This window comes from Orrella dioscoreae (assembly GCF_900089455.2).
GTDB classification, from domain to species: Bacteria; Pseudomonadota; Gammaproteobacteria; order Burkholderiales; family Burkholderiaceae_B; genus Orrella; species Orrella dioscoreae.
This window is the reverse complement of sequence record NZ_LT907988.1, coordinates 1,815,074-1,829,938: the sequence shown is the minus strand read 5'-3', so window position 1 is coordinate 1,829,938 and position 14,865 is coordinate 1,815,074. Positions and strand designations below refer to the sequence as shown.

At 69.0% G+C, this 14,865-nt stretch carries 12 protein-coding genes; 7 read left to right on the top strand and 5 right to left on the bottom strand.

Annotated elements, in window-relative coordinates; all coding sequences use genetic code 11:
• Positions 1-86: 86 nt before the first annotated feature.
• Entirely contained in the window at positions 87-788 is a 702-nt protein-coding gene (locus ODI_RS08505; protein WP_082985356.1) for a DUF4136 domain-containing protein, read from the bottom strand.
• A gap of 220 nt (positions 789-1,008) precedes the next feature.
• On the opposite strand from ODI_RS08505, the gene pepN reads away from it, so the two are divergent.
• Entirely contained in the window at positions 1,009-3,711 is a 2,703-nt protein-coding gene (pepN, locus tag ODI_RS08500; RefSeq protein WP_067755188.1) for an aminopeptidase N, read from the top strand.
• Positions 3,712-3,743: 32 nt separating this feature from the next.
• Positions 3,744-4,760: a class 1 fructose-bisphosphatase gene (locus ODI_RS08495; RefSeq protein ID WP_067755185.1), complete on the top strand. Its 1,017-nt coding sequence runs from the start codon at positions 3,744-3,746 to the stop codon at positions 4,758-4,760.
• Positions 4,761-4,854: 94 nt separating this feature from the next.
• Here the strand turns inward: ODI_RS08495 and ODI_RS08490 are convergent, their stop codons facing one another.
• From ODI_RS08490 to ODI_RS08480, 3 genes are all read right to left on the bottom strand, one after another.
• Entirely contained in the window at positions 4,855-5,076 is a 222-nt protein-coding gene (locus tag ODI_RS08490; RefSeq protein ID WP_067755183.1) for a YgdI/YgdR family lipoprotein, read from the bottom strand.
• Positions 5,077-5,330: 254 nt separating this feature from the next.
• Entirely contained in the window at positions 5,331-6,317 is a 987-nt protein-coding gene (locus tag ODI_RS08485) for a quinone oxidoreductase family protein (RefSeq protein ID WP_067755180.1), read from the bottom strand.
• Between the two features lie 93 nt (positions 6,318-6,410).
• Positions 6,411-7,355 carry a DMT family transporter gene (locus ODI_RS08480; RefSeq protein WP_067755177.1) on the bottom strand — a complete coding sequence of 315 codons (945 nt, stop codon included), beginning with the start codon at positions 7,353-7,355 and terminating at the stop codon, positions 6,411-6,413.
• 79 nt (positions 7,356-7,434) lie between these two features.
• On the opposite strand from ODI_RS08480, the gene ODI_RS08475 reads away from it, so the two are divergent.
• The 5 genes from ODI_RS08475 to ODI_RS08455 all read left to right on the top strand — a co-directional run bounded on the left by ODI_RS08475 (position 7,435) and on the right by ODI_RS08455 (position 13,135).
• Complete coding sequence (locus ODI_RS08475) at positions 7,435-8,283, top strand: DMT family transporter (protein WP_067755174.1); 849 nt, start codon at positions 7,435-7,437, stop codon at positions 8,281-8,283.
• 69 nt (positions 8,284-8,352) lie between these two features.
• Positions 8,353-8,844 carry a MarR family winged helix-turn-helix transcriptional regulator gene (locus tag ODI_RS08470; RefSeq protein WP_067755221.1) on the top strand — a complete coding sequence of 164 codons (492 nt, stop codon included), beginning with the start codon at positions 8,353-8,355 and terminating at the stop codon, positions 8,842-8,844.
• Positions 8,845-8,916: 72 nt separating this feature from the next.
• Positions 8,917-10,311, top strand: coding sequence for an efflux transporter outer membrane subunit (locus tag ODI_RS08465; RefSeq protein WP_067755171.1), 1,395 nt, complete (start codon positions 8,917-8,919; stop codon positions 10,309-10,311).
• Between the two features lie 44 nt (positions 10,312-10,355).
• Positions 10,356-11,540: an EmrA/EmrK family multidrug efflux transporter periplasmic adaptor subunit gene (locus tag ODI_RS08460; protein ID WP_067755168.1), complete on the top strand. Its 1,185-nt coding sequence runs from the start codon at positions 10,356-10,358 to the stop codon at positions 11,538-11,540.
• Positions 11,537-13,135, top strand: a complete 1,599-nt coding sequence (locus ODI_RS08455; protein ID WP_067755165.1) for a DHA2 family efflux MFS transporter permease subunit — start codon at positions 11,537-11,539, stop codon at positions 13,133-13,135. Before ODI_RS08460 ends, ODI_RS08455 begins: the two co-directional genes overlap by 4 nt.
• Before the next feature lie 3 nt (positions 13,136-13,138).
• Here the strand turns inward: ODI_RS08455 and ODI_RS08450 are convergent, their stop codons facing one another.
• Positions 13,139-14,707 (bottom strand): helicase HerA-like domain-containing protein, encoded by a 1,569-nt coding sequence (locus tag ODI_RS08450; protein WP_067755162.1) that lies wholly within the window; start codon positions 14,705-14,707, stop codon positions 13,139-13,141.
• Positions 14,708-14,865 lie beyond the last annotated feature (158 nt).

Genomic DNA, 14,865 nt, shown 5'->3' with positions numbered 1-14,865 from the left:
CCGGTTGAAGGACCAGCAAAAAGGAGCACATCGTGCTCCTTTTTTTGCGTGCTCGTTCTTGAAGCAGGCGCCAGCCGGGCACGTGTTCAGTCGGTGCGGTAACGCACCTCGCGCTGCTGGCCGTTATTCTGCGGAAAATCGTCGAAAATGGCCCGAACCAGATAAGGCATGAGGCGCACCATGTCATCCGAGCGGCCCAGCGACATGGCGCTGGCGCGATAAACCTCCGCATTGTTGCGCGTGGTGTCGCGGATTTCCACGGTCAGGGTATTGCGCCAGGCTTCCATATTCACTGGCGCCCAATGCGGGCCGTAATAGCCGACGCCGCCCCAGCCGCCCCCCCAGCCACGCCGCCCGTAGTAGCCATACCCGCCAGGATAGGCAAAATAGGGATCGAAGAAGGGATCACGCGGCTCGGCCACCGTCACCTGGGTGCGTTCGCTGCCATAGGTGAAGCGCACGGCGAAACGGGCCGACTTGGGGTCCTGCCCTTCGACCAGGCCGGTGGCGCCAATGGCGGCGCGCACCATGTCGCGATAGGTCTGGTACTCCAGCGACTCGCCCAAGCCATTGGCGGGCGTGTCGAAACGGTAGCTTTGCCCTTCGACGCCGGCCGGCCATTGCTGGAACGTGGTGACGCGGGCGGACAGCGTGGAGGCGCAACCCGACAGCAGCAATGCGCAACCGGCCAGGGCAAGACGCCCCAGCGAACGGCGCCAAAGCCAGGAAAGCCCCGCGGAAAGGACGTCCGCCCGGGCGGAAGGAGAATGGTGGAGAGACTGGGACATGGCAACCTCGGCTACATGCACGCGCCGTCCGCCGCTGCGGACCTGGCGCGCTGCAATCATCGCGCTGTAATAATGATACCCACGCTTGGACCGCGCCGGCGTTCCAAAGTTTTACGGCCTGCGCACGGCCTGGTAAGCAGCAGGTAACAGCCCGGCCCGGGGCAGGATTGCCCCCGCCCCCGGGTCTACAATGGCGGCTTGTCGATCCAGGCCAGGTCTTATGCGCACAGAGCAAGCCGTTACCGTCGCCCGCGGCGACTACCTCCCCTACCCCTACGCCATTCCCAGCATCGCGCTGGAATTCGACCTGGACCCTGCGCGCACGCGCGTGCTGTCCCGCCTGTCGATCGAACGCCAGCCCGGCGTGCCCGCCGATACGCCGCTCGCGCTCAAGGGCGAAGACCTGGCGCTGGTATCGGTGGCCGTGGATGGAAGCCCGATCGCGGAAGGCGGCTACACGATCAGCGATGGCGTCCTGCGCCTGACCGGCCTGCCCGCCGCCTGCGAAGTCGAGATCGTCAGCGACTGCCGCCCCGCCGAGAACTCCACGCTGATGGGGCTCTATGTGTCCGGCGCCAGCCTCTTCACGCAGTGCGAGGCCGAAGGGTTCCGGCGCATCACCTGGTTCGCCGACCGCCCCGATGTCATGTCGCGCTATCGCGTGACCCTGCGCGGCACGCGTGCCGACTACCCGCTGCTGCTGTCCAACGGCAACCTGGTCGATGCCGGCGACCTGCCCGACGGCCGCCACCAGGCCGTGTGGGAAGATCCCCACCCGAAGCCCTGCTACCTGTTTGCCCTGGTCGCCGGCAACCTCACCTGCCGCGAACTGCGCACCCGCACGCGCTCCGGCCGCGACGTGCTCCTGCAGGTCTACAGCGACCCCGGTTCGGAAAGCCAGACCGAGTGGGCGCTGGCGTCGCTGGAGCGCTCGCTGCGCTGGGACGAGGACCGCTTCGGGCTGGAACTGGACCTGGACCGATTCATGGTGGTCGCCGCACGCGACTTCAACATGGGCGCCATGGAGAACAAGGGCCTGAACATCTTCAACGCGGCCTACGTGCTGGCCGATCCCGACACCGCCACCGACGCCAACTACCTGGCCATCGAAGCCGTGATCGGCCATGAGTACTTCCATAACTGGACCGGCAACCGCGTCACCTGCCGCGACTGGTTCCAGTTGAGCCTGAAGGAAGGCCTGACCGTCTTCCGCGACCAGGAATTCACCGCCGACATGATGGCGCGCGGCCAGGACGCCGCAGCCGCCGCCAGCGCGCGCGCCGTCAAGCGCATCGACGACGTGGCCACGCTGCGCGCCGCGCAGTTCCCCGAGGACGCCGGCCCCATGGCGCACCCGATCCGCCCGGAAAGCTACCAGGAGATCGGCAACTTCTACACCGCCACCGTCTACGAGAAAGGCGCCGAAGTCATCCGCATGCAGCACACGCTGCTGGGCGAGGCGGGCTTTCGTGCCGGCATGGACGAGTACTTCCGCCGCCATGACGGCCAGGCCGTGACCTGCGACGACTTCGTCGACGCCATGGAATCCGTCTATCGCGACCTGCACCCGGGCCGCGACCTGTCGGTCTTCCGCCGCTGGTATCAACAGGCGGGCACGCCACGCGTGTCGGTCACGCTGGACCACGACGCCGCCGCGCAGCGCTGCACCGTCACGCTCAGCCAGCGCAACCCGGCAGTGGGCGTGGAAAAGCAGGATGCCTCGGCCCAGGAAAAGCCGCCGCTGCACATTCCCTTCGCGCTGGGCCTGCTCGATCCGCAAGGCCGCGCCCTGCCGCTCACGCTGGACGGCAAGACGCAGGAAACCGTGCTGCTCGAGCTCACCACCGCCAGCGCGCAATGGACCTTCGAGAACATCCCCGCGCAACCCATCCCCTCGCTGCTGCGTGACTTCTCGGCGCCCGTCATCGTCGACTATCCCTGGACCGATGCGGCGCTGGCGCTGCTGTCGGCCCACGACGGCAATCCTTTCGCGCGCTGGGAAGCGGGCCAGGAGCTCGCCACGCGGCAGATCCTCGCCAACGCCGCGCGCCACCAGGCAGGCGAGCCGCTGGCGGCCGACCCCACGCTGGTCGACGCCTGGCGCGCCACGCTGCGCGACCCGAAGCTGGATGCGGCCTATCGCGCCCGCGCGCTGATGCTGCCGTCGGAAAAGACGCTGGCTGAACGCATGCAGCCCATCGATCCGCCCGCGCTGGCCGCCGCGCGCGACTTCCTGCGCGCCGAGCTGGGCCGCCAGCTGGCGCAGGACTGGCGCGCCGCCTACCAGGACAACCAGACGGAGGGCGCGTTCTCGCCCGCGCCTGGCCCGGCGGGCCGCCGTGCACTGAAGAACCTGTCGCTGGCCTACCTGATGGCCGGCGACGCAGCCGCCAACCAGGCGCTGGCGGAAACGCAGTATCGCGGCGCGGCCAACATGACCGACCGCATGGGCGCGCTGAGCGCACTGGTCAACGAAGGCAGCGGCGACGCCGTCGGCCAGGCCATCGCCGACTTCCACACACGCTGGCAGCACGACCCGCTGGTCATCGACAAGTGGTTCGCCTTGCAGGCCACCGCGCGCGGCACCGACGTGGCTGCCGCCCGCGCCCTGATGGCGCATCCTGCCTTCACGCTGCGCAATCCCAACCGTGCACGCGCGCTGGTGTTCCAGTTCTGCCTGAACAACGCCCGCGGCCTGCATGCCGCCGATGGCGCCGGCTACGATTTCTGGGCCGAGCAGGTGCTGGCCCTCGACGCGCTGAATCCCGAAGTGGCCGCGCGCCTGGCGCGCGCCATGGACAACTGGGCCCGTTATGCCCCGGCGCTGCGCACGGGCATGCAGGCCGCGCTCGGCCGCGTGCGCGCGCATGCCGGCCTGTCGCGCAACGTCGCCGAGATCGTCGCCAAGGCGCTCGACATCTGATTCCCTGAAACCGCCACTTTTATCCCGACGCCATGAAACGTAAAACCCTCACGCAATACCTGGTCGAACAGCAGCGCCAGGCCGATGGCCTGGGCGCCGAGGTGCGCCTGCTCATCGAAGTCGTCGCGCGCGCCTGCAAGTCCATCGGCCACGCCGTGGGCAAGGGCGCGCTGGGCGGCGTCCTGGGCAGCCTGGACAGCGAGAACGTGCAAGGCGAAGTCCAGAAGAAGCTGGACGTGCTCTCCAACGAAATCCTGCTGGAAGCCAATGAATGGGGCGGCCACCTCGCCGCCATGGCCTCCGAGGAAATGGAAACCATCCACGCCATTCCCAACCGCTATCCCAAGGGCGAATACCTGCTGCTGTTCGATCCGCTGGACGGCTCGTCGAACATCGACGTGAACGTCTCCATCGGCACCATCTTCTCGGTGCTGAAGGCACCCACCCACGTGGCCGGCGCGCCCGTCACCGAAGCCGACTTCCTGCAGGAAGGCAGCCGCCAGGTGGCCGCGGGCTATGCCGTCTATGGCCCCCAGACCATGCTGGTCCTCACCGTCGGCAAGGGCGTGGTGGGCTTCACGCTGGACCGTGAAATGGGCTCCTGGGTGCTCACGCACGAAAACATCCGCATCCCCGAGGACACGCGCGAATTCGCCATCAACATGTCCAACATGCGCCACTGGGCACCGCCCGTGCGCCGCTACATCGACGAATGCCTGGCTGGCGCCACCGGCACGCGCGGCAAGGACTTCAACATGCGCTGGATCGCCTCGATGGTGGCCGACGTGCATCGCATCCTCACGCGCGGCGGCATCTTCATGTATCCCTGGGACGCGCGCGAGCCGGGCAAGCCGGGCAAGCTGCGCCTGATGTACGAAGCCAATCCCATGAGCTTCATCGTCGAACAGGCCGGCGGCGCGGCGGTGGACGGCGTCAACCGCATCCTGGACATCAAGCCCGGGCAGTTGCACCAGCGCGTGGGCGTGGTGCTGGGCTCGCGCAACGAAGTCGAGCGCGTGGCGCAATACCACCGCGAAGCCGGACAATAGGCCTTTCGGCCTCGGCATGAAGAACGGCGCCATCAGGCGCCGTTCTTCATGCGCGCCCGCAACGGGCGCTGCAATGCGTCATTCGACCACGCGCTTACTTCACTTCCTCGATGCGGTCGACGCGATCCTTGTTGACCTGCACCTTGCGGCCGTCTTCCTCGTACGAATAGGTGTTCGAACGCTTGTCGTACTCGGGCGCGTCGGCGGTCACGGTCTGCGAGCCGTCGCTCTTGGTCACGATCGAGGGCGAGGAGCAACCGGCCAGAACGCCAGCGCCGGCCACGGTCAGGGCAAGAGTCAAGGTCTTCAGGGTCATGATGATCTCCTAGGCGATGAATGCGAAGTCATCTTAGAAGCAGCGCGCCAGGCTGGCCGTAACCGGATGTCTGCAAACGCCTTCCGACTGTAAGAATCCTCCCCTGCCCCAGGCACCGCTTGCGCAATCCCCGCCAGGCTTGGCCCGCTTGCGCGCCGGGCCGCTCCTCGCCGCCCGGAAATCCTGCCTGCGCGGGGAACACACCGACACATATTGAGGCCGCCACGCCACGCCGGCGCTTGCCGCGCCGCGGCTCAATCCAGCGTCAGGACCGTCGCGCCCGTGGTCTTGCGGCTGCTCAGCGCGGCCTGCGCCTCGCCGGCCTTCGCCAGCGGATAGCGCTGGTCGATGCGCACCGCGATCTTCTTCTTCACGACCAGCGAAAAAAGATCATCGGCGGCAGCCTGCATCTTGGCCTGCGTGTCCACGTAGCTGCCCAGCTTCGGGCGCGTCAGGTAGAGCGAGCCCTTGTCGGCCAGGATGCCCAGGTTCACGTCGGTGACCGGGCCCGACGCGTTGCCGAAGCTGACCATCAGTCCGCGCGGCTCCAGGCTGTCCAGCGAGGCCAGCCAGGTGTCCTTGCCCACGCCGTCATACACCACCGGCACCTTGCGCCCGCTCGTCAGTTCCTTGACGCGCTCAGCGACGTTCTCGCGCGAGTAGTCGATGGTCTCCCAGGCGCCATGCTCGCGCGCCAGCGCGGCCTTCTCGGGGCTGGACACCGTGCCGATCAGCTTCACGCCCAGGGCGCGCGCCCATTGGCAGGCGATCAGGCCCACGCCGCCGGCCGCGGCATGGAACAGGATCGTTTCGCCGCCCTGCAGGCGATAGGTCTGGCGGAACAGGTATTGCACCGTCAGGCCCTTGAGCATCAGCGCGGCCGCCTCCTCGAAGCTCACGCCCTTGGGCAGCTTGACGACCTGATGGGCCGGCACGTTGCGCGCCTGCGCGTAAGCGCCCAGGGGGCTTTGGCCGTAGGCCACGCGGTCGCCCACTTTCAGGTGTCCCACCTTGGCGCCCACCGCCTCGACCACGCCCGCGGCCTCGAAGCCCAGGCCATGCGGCAGCGGATGCGGGTAAAGACCCGTGCGGAAATAGATATCGATGAAATTCAGGCCCACCGCATGCTGGCGGATCGTCACCTCGGTGTCGGCGGGCGGCGCAAGGACGACATCGGCCACCTTGAGAACCTCGGGACCGCCGTGCTGGTCGATGCGGATTGCCTGGACTGTCTTGCTCATGTCTAGCTCCTGAACGCGCGATGAACTGGGAAGGAGATGGCTTGCGGCGAGACACGCCCGACCGCGAGGGAAAGCAGATGCACGCCGCCGACTTTACCGCTTGCGGCGGACGCTGAGAACAAAGACCCCGGCCATGACGAGGACGGTCCCGGCCAACTGCCAGACGGTGATGGGCTCGTCCAGCAGCCAGGCGGCCAGGAACAGCACCGACACCGGGCCGATCATGCCCACCTGCGAAGTGGTGGGCGCCCCCACGCGGGCCACGGCCCACATGATCATGAAGACGGGCGCCACGGTGTTCAGCGTGGCATGCACGACCGACCAGCTATAGACCGGCATCGGCTGGATCACCTGGGACGTGCCGTGCACCACGAAGAACTGCACGATGCAGGCGAGGCTGGAGACCGTCATTGCATAGGCCACGAGGCGGGTCGCCCCGACCTTGGCGATCAGCTCCCCGGAGCCGATCAGGTACAGCGCATAGGTCAGCGCCGACCCGAGCACGAAGAGCGAGCCCTTCAGCACATGGTCGCCGCCGAAGCTCACGTCATGCGCGAACACCAGCACCACGCCGGCATACGACAGGGCCAGCGCCACCCACTGGGCGCGCGAGATCTGCCGTCCCAGCCAAAACGCGCTGATGAGCAGCACCATGGTGGGCGCCAGGAACAGAATCAGGCGCTCGAGCCCGGCGCTGATGTACTGCAGGCCGATGAAGTCGAGGAAGCTGGACAGGTAATAGCCCATCAAGCCCAGCGCCGCCAGCTGCAGGCTGTCGCGGCGGGTGAGCCTGGGCTGCAGCCCGCGCCGCGCGCGGCGGGCTTCATACCATCCGATGGCAAGGAAAAAGGGCAGCGAGAACGCCATGCGGAAGGCGATGACGGTGACGGCGTCCACGTCGTAGCGATAGGTGAGCTTCACCACGACGGCCTTGGCCGCGAACAGGATGGCGCCCAACGCGGCCAGCAGGATGCCGATGCTGCGGGCGGACAGGATGACGCGCGAGGCAGCGCCGCCAGGACCGGATTCTGGATTCATGCGATGATTTTAGTCTCCGCCCTCTTCATGCGGGCCCCGTTTTTTCCCGTCTCCGCCCATTCCGCCGGCACACGCTTCCATGCAGCATCGCAACGCCCTCCTCTCCATCCACGCCGCGGCGGTTCTCTTCGGCCTGACCGGCATCTTCGGCGAGTTGATACAGGCCAGTGCTGCCGTCATCACCTTCGGACGCGCGCTGTTCGCCCTGGTCTCGCTGGCGGCCTTCGCCCGGCTGCGCGGCGTCCCGCTCAAGCGCGGCATCGACGCGGGCAAGCTGGGGCTGCTCGCCGTCTGCGGCATCCTGCTGGCCGCGCATTGGGTCACCTTCTTCATCGCCGTGAAAGTGGGCGGCATCGCGGTGGCCACGCTGGGCTTCGCCAGCTTCCCCGCCTTCACCATGCTGCTCGAGGGCCTCTTCTATCGCGAGCGCATCCGCCTGGCGGAATGGGGCGTGCTGGCGCTGGTCTCCCTCGGCCTGGTGCTGGTGGTGCCCTCGTACGACTGGGCCGACCAGGGCACCGTGGGCCTGGCCTGGGGCCTGTCCTCGGGTTTGTCCTTCGCGCTGCTGGCGCTGTTGAACCGGCGCAGCGCCAAGGGCGCCGACCCCGTGCAGGTGGCGTGGTGGCAGAACCTGGCCGTGGCATTGTCGGTGGCCGCCTTCGCCGTGCCCGAGCTGCATGCGCTGCGCACGGCCGACTGGCTGTGGCTGGCCGCGCTGGGCGTCTTCTGCACGGGGCTGTCGCATTTCCTGTTCGTGTCCAGCCTGCAGGTCATCAAGGCCCGCACGGCCGGCCTGGTCATCGCGCTGGAGCCGGTCTATGCGATTGCCGGCGCCTGGCTGCTGTTCGGCCAGGAACCCAGCCCGCGCATGATGCTGGGCGCCGCGCTCATCATCCTGGCCATCGTCCTGCCCGCGCGTCCCAAGTGATGCGCGCGCGCCGGCGCCCGGCGACCAATCCGCTTGACAGAAACTGACTAGGCAACTAAATTGGCCGGCATGTCTACCCCGTCGACCGACCCCCACAGCACACCCGCCGCGCATTACCGCGGCGATAGCCGCTGCCTGTCCAACGACAGCATCGGCTACCTGATCAAGCAGGTCTACCTGTCGCTGAACCGGGTCATCGACAAGGAAATGGCGCCGCTGGAGCTCACCGCCATGCAATGGCGCCCGCTCATCATGGTGGCGCTGCGCCGGGCGGAAACCCCGGCCGAGCTCGCCCGCCTGATCGGCGTGGATACCGGCGCCATCACGCGCACGCTGGACCGCCTGGAAAGCAAGGGCCTCCTGCGCCGCGTGCGCAGCAGCGAAGACCGCCGCGTCATCAAGCTCGAAATGACCGAAGCCGGCCAGGCCACCAGCGAAAGGATTCCCCCGCTGCTGGCCAGCGCATTGAACCTGCACCTGCGCGGCTTCTCCAACGAAGAGGCCGCGGTGCTCGGCGGCCTCCTGCGACGCATGATCGCCAACGGCGGCGAGCTCAGTTGACGCCGTTTTTTTTCCCTATATATTTGCCTAGTCAGATTCGAACCAGTCAAACACTTTCAGCCATTTGTCAGCATGAAAAGACTGCTTGCCCTCCTTCCCCTGCTCCTGGCCACCGGCTGCGCGCAGATCGCCCCCGGCGCCACGCCCGCCGACCCCGTGGACGCGGCCACCCTGGGCCTGGTCGCCAGCCCGGTGCAATGGCCCGCCGCCGACTGGTGGCAGCGCTATGAAGACCCGCAACTGAACCGGCTGGTCGAGCAGGCAGTGGCCGGCAGCCCCTCGCTGCTTGCCGCCCAGGCGCGCGTCGCGCAGGCCAACGCCGCCGCAGCCCAGGCCCGCACCGACCTGCTGCCCTCGGTGACCGGCAACTACGGCCTGACGCGCCAGCGCTACAGCGGCAACTACATCTACCCGCCGCCCCTGGGCGGCTCGGTCGGCACCGACAACAGGCTGGCGCTGGATTTCAGCTACGAGATCGACTTCTGGGGCAAGCACCGCGCCGAACACGAAGCGGCGCTGTCGCGGGTGCAATCGGCCGAGGCCGAAGCCCGCGCCGCCCACAACCTGCTGGCCAGCGCGGTCGTGCGCAGCTACCTGAACCTGCAGAACGCCTTTGCCCAGCAGCAGGTCATCGCCGACACGGTGCGCCAGCGCGAGGACGTCGCCCAGCTGACGCGCGACCGCCAGGCCGCCGGCCTGGACACCCAGGTGGAAGTGAAGCAGGCGGAATCCGCGCTGGCCGCGGCCAAGGTGGAAGCCGTGCAGGTGCAGACCCGCCTGGCCGTGGGCCGCAACCAGCTGGCCGCCCTGGCCGGTGGCGGGCCCGAGCTGGCGCGCGGCATCCAGGCCGCGGCGCTGCGCCGCCTGCCGCTGGCCGTGCCCGACACCCTGCCGATCGAACTGCTGGGCCACCGTCCCGACGTGGTGGCCGCGCGCTGGCGTGCCGAAGCCGCGCGCAAGGACATCCAAAGCGCGCGCGCCGCCTTCTATCCGAATGTGAATCTCTCCGCGTTCCTGGGCTTCGCTTCGCTGTCCACGGGGAACCTGCTGAACGCCGGCAGCCGGATGGCCGGCATCGGCCCGGCCATCAGCCTGCCCATCTTCGAAGGCGGCCGGCTCAACGCCGCGCTGGCAGGCCGGCGCGCCGAGAGCGACCTGGCGGTGGCCGACTACAACGACACGGTGCTGACCGCCGTACACCAGGTGGCCGACGCCGTCGATGCCCTGCGCCTGCTGGGCGACGAAAGCCAGGCCCAGACGCAGGCGCGCGCGGCCGTGGAAGAAGCCTACGCGCTGGCGCGGGACCGTTACCGCAGCGGCCTGGGCAACTACCTCTCGGTCCTGATCGCCCAGGACGGCGTGCTGCAGCAACGCCGCCAGGAAACCGACCTGCGGCTGCGCGGCTACCAGCTGGACGCAGACCTCGCCTATGCGCTGGGCGGCGGCTATGCGCCCGACGCATCCTGAACCCATCCAATCCCCGACCTCTCACTTCGACCGGCAGATACGACATGAACGCTCCCGCCGCCCCCCGCCCCGCCGCCCGCAAGCGGCTCCTGATCCTGGCCGGCATCGGCATCGCCGCGGTCGCCGTTGCTTACGGCGCCTGGTGGACGCTCGTGGCTTCGCACTACGAAGCCACCGACGACGCCTATGTGCACGGCAACCTGGTCCAGATCACGCCGCGCCTGGCCGGCACGGTGGTCGCCATCGAAGCCGATGACACCGACACCGTGCGCGCCGGCCAGCCGCTGGTGCGCCTGGACGCCGCCGATGCGGACGTCGCCCTGGCGCAAGCCAAGGCGCGCCTGGCCCAGACCGTGCGCCAGACCCGCACCCTGTACGTGCAGAACGATGCGCTGGACGCCGACGTGAACGTGCGCCGCGCCGACATCAGCCGCGCCCAGGCCGAGCTGGCCCGCGCCCGCAGCGATTGGCAACGCCGCCAGGCGCTGTCGAAATCGGGCGGCGTCAGCGGCGAGGAGATCCTGCACGCCCGCACCGCGCTGCAATCGGCCGAATCCGGCCTGGCCCAGGCCCAGGCACAACTGGCCGCGGCGCAGGCCAAGCTGGCCACCAACCAGGCGCTGACGCAAGGCACCGACGTGGCGCACCATCCCGATGTCCTGCAGGCGGCCTCGGCGCTGCGCCAGGCCTGGCTGGATGCCTCGCGCGCCACGCTGCCCGCCCCCGCGGACGGCATGATCGCGCAGCGCAGCGTGCAGGTCGGCCAGCGCGTGGCGCCCGGCACGCCGCTCATGACCGTCGTGCCCCTGGACCAGGTATGGGTCGAAGCCAACTTCAAGGAAGGCCAGCTGCGCGAGATGCGCGTGGGCCAGCCTGCCACCGTCGTGGCCGACCTCTACGGCAAGTCGGTCACCTATCACGGCACCGTCGTGGGTCTCGACGCCGGCACCGGCAGCGCCTTCGCGCTGCTGCCCGCGCAGAACGCCACCGGCAACTGGATCAAGGTCGTGCAGCGCGTGCCCGTGCGCATCGCACTGGACCCGGAAACGCTGCGCCAGCATCCGCTGCGCGTGGGCCTGTCCATGAACGTCGAGGTCGACGTGTCGGCCGAGCCCGCCTCGCCCCCCACGCGCAGCGGCCCCGCCCTGTCCACCCGTGCCTTCGATGCCGAGTCGGCCCAGGCCGACACGCTGATCGAACAGATCATCACCAGCAACCTCTCGGCATGAGCACGCCCGCCAACACCGCGCCGGCGCCAGCTGCACCCGCCACGGGATCGCCCGCCGGCCATCCGCCGCTGGAGGGCGCGCTGCGCGTCATCGGCTCCGTCGCCCTGTCGGCCGCGGTGTTCATGAACGTCCTGGACACCTCGATCGCGAACGTGTCCATCCCCACCATCTCGGGCGACCTGGGCGTGAGCGCCAGCCAGGGCACCTGGGTCATCACGTCGTTCGCGGTGGCCAACGCCATCACCGTGCCGCTCACCGGCTGGCTCACGCAGCGTTTCGGCCAGGTGCGGCTGTTCCTGGCCTCCACGCTGCTGTTCGTGCTGACGTCCTGGCTGTGCGGCTTCGCGCCGTCGCTGGAAGCACTGGTGCTGTTCCGCGTGCTGCAGGGCGCGGTGGCCGGCCCCATGATCCCGCTGTCGCAGGCCTTGATGCTGGCCAGCTTCCCCAAGGAGAAGGCGGGCATGGCGCTGGCCATCTGGGCCATGACGACGCTGGTCGCGCCCGTGGCCGGGCCCCTGCTGGGCGGGTGGATCTCGGACAACTACACCTGGCCCTGGATCTTCTACATCAACGTGCCCATCGGCCTCTTTGCCGCCTGGGTGGTCTGGCGCATCTATCGCCACCGCGAGTCGCCCACGCGCAGCCTGCCCATCGACAAGATCGGACTGGGCCTGCTGGTCGTCTGGGTCGGCGCGCTGCAGATCATGCTGGACAAGGGCAAGGAGCTCGACTGGTTCGCCAGCGGCTTCATCGTCGGCCTGGCGGCGCTGTCGCTCGCCACCTTCGTCATCTTCCTCATCTGGGAACTGACCGACGCCCACCCCATCGTGGACTTGCGGCTTTTCGCACAACGCAATTTCACGGTGGGCGCCGTCACGCTGGCCGTGGCCTACGGCGTGTTCTTCGGCGGCGTGGTGCTGCTGCCGCTCTGGCTGCAAAGCTACATGGGCTACACCGCCACCTATGCCGGCCTCGTGACCGCGCCGGTGGGCCTGCTGGCGATCCTGCTCACGCCCGTCGTCGGCAAGATGATCGGCCGGGTCGACCCGCGCCGCCTGGTCACCGGCGCCTTCCTCATCTTCGCGCTGGTCTGCGCCATGCGCGCGGGCTTCAACACCCAGGTCGACATGCGCACCCTGATGATCCCCACCATCATCCAGGGCGCGGCCATGGCGGCGTTCTTCGTGCCGCTGACCTCCATCACGCTGTCGGGGCTGGACCCCTCGCGCATTCCGGCGGCGTCGGGCCTGTCGAACTTCCTGCGGCTGACGGCCGGCGCCTTCGGCACCTCGATCGCCACGACCGTCTGGGAAGACCGCGCCACGCTGCATCATGCCCAGCTGGTGGAGGTGGCGCGGCCGGGCGTGCTCGCCTTCGACCAGACGGTGGCGGGCATGCAGGCGCGCGGCCTGACGTCCGAACAGGCGCTTGCCACGCTGAACCGCATGGTGGATGCCCAGGCCTACACGCTGTCGGCGCTGGACATCTTCCATGCCTCGGCCATCATTTTCCTGCTGCTGATCGTGCTGGCCTGGTTCGCCCGGCCGGCCCGCTCAGGCGGCGCGGCATCCGCCGAAGCGGCGGGCGCGCACTGAGTTTCAACGGCGGCGGCGGCCCAGCAAAGACCCCAGCAGGCCGCGCGCCAGTTCGCGCGCCACCTGCCTGGCGGTGCTCTTGGCCACGGTCTGCACGACGCCGTCGCGGCGGCCGCCACGCGGACCGGTGGAGCCGAACAGCACGTCGCTCACCTCGTCCATGAGCCCGCGCTCGGCGGGTTCCTGCTTGGGCACGCCCGCCGGCGCGCGGCGCGTGGCGGGCGCCTCGGCTGCCGGTTCCGCGGCAGGTGCCGGCGTGGGCGCCGCCTGGCCCTTGCCCGCGGGCGCCGCGCCATTCACCCGCGCCATCAGCACCTCGTAGGCCGACTCGCGGTCGATCACCTGTTCATACTTGCCCCCCAGGCCGGACTGGCTGCGCAGCGCCTGGCGCTCGGCATCCGAGGCCGGACCGATGCGGCTGCCGGGTGGCATGATCCAGGCGCGTTCGGTCGGCGTGGGACGGCCCTTGGCATCCAGCACCGACACCAGCGCCTCGCCCACGCCCAGCTCGGTGATGGCCGCCTCGATGTCCAGGCCCGGATTCGGCCGCATGGTCTGCGCGGCCGTGCGCACGGCCTTCTGGTCGCGCGGCGTGAACGCGCGCAGCGCGTGCTGCACCCGGTTGCCCAGCTGGCCCAGCACCGCATCGGGGATGTCCAAGGGGTTCTGCGTGACGAAATACACCCCCACGCCCTTGGAGCGCACCAGCCGCACCACCTGCTCGATCTTGTCCAGCAGCGCGGGCGGCGCGTCGTTGAAGAGCAGGTGCGCCTCGTCGAAGAAGAAGACCAGCTTGGGGCGGTCCAGGTCGCCGGCCTCCGGCAGGGTCTCGTACAGGTCGGCCAGCAGCCACAACAGGAAGATGCCGTAGAGCCGGGGCGACTGCATCAGCTTGTCGGCGGCCAGGATGTTGACGATGCCGCGGCCCGTAGCGTCGTTGCGCATGAGGTCGGCGATGTCCAGCATGGGTTCGCCGAAGAACTGCTCGGCGCCCTGCGACTCCAGCCGCAGCAGGCTGCGCTGGATCGCCCCCACGCTGGCCGAGGACACATTGCCGTAGCGCAGCTTCAGGGTGGCCGCGCGCTCGGCGACGTCCTGCAGCATCGCGCGCAGGTCCTTCAGGTCGAGCAGCAGTTGCCCTTCGTCGTCGGCCACCTTGAAGACGATGTTCAGCACGCCTTCCTGGGTGTCGTTCAGCTCCAGCATGCGCGCCAGCAGCAGCGGCCCCATGTCGGACACGGTGGCGCGCACCGGATGGCCCTGCTGGCCGAAGACGTCCCACAGCACCGTGGGGCTCGCCCCCCAGGCGGGCTCGGGGATGCCGTGGGCGGCCAGGCGCTCCTGCATCTTGGGGGACGAGGCGCCCGCCTGCGAAATGCCGGTCAGGTCGCCCTTGATATCGGCCAGGAACACCGGCGTGCCCCGCCGCGAGAACTGCTCGGCCAGCACCTGCAGCGTCACGGTCTTGCCGGTGCCGGTGGCGCCGGTGATGCAGCCGTGGCGGTTGGCCATGGCGGGCAGCAGCGCAAGCGCGCCGTGCTCGCCCTGGGCGATGGCAATGGGATCGGTCATAGTCGTGCCCCTGGTATCTGGCATGGGCGCCTGGAGGGCGCCATCACCGCCGAGTGTAGCGGCTCGGAGCGGGGTGTGGGCGACGCGCTAAAATACATGGTTCGCCCGGCTGCCCGGGCCCTGCATCGCCAGGGTCGCATGGCCGTCCCGGCGCCAAG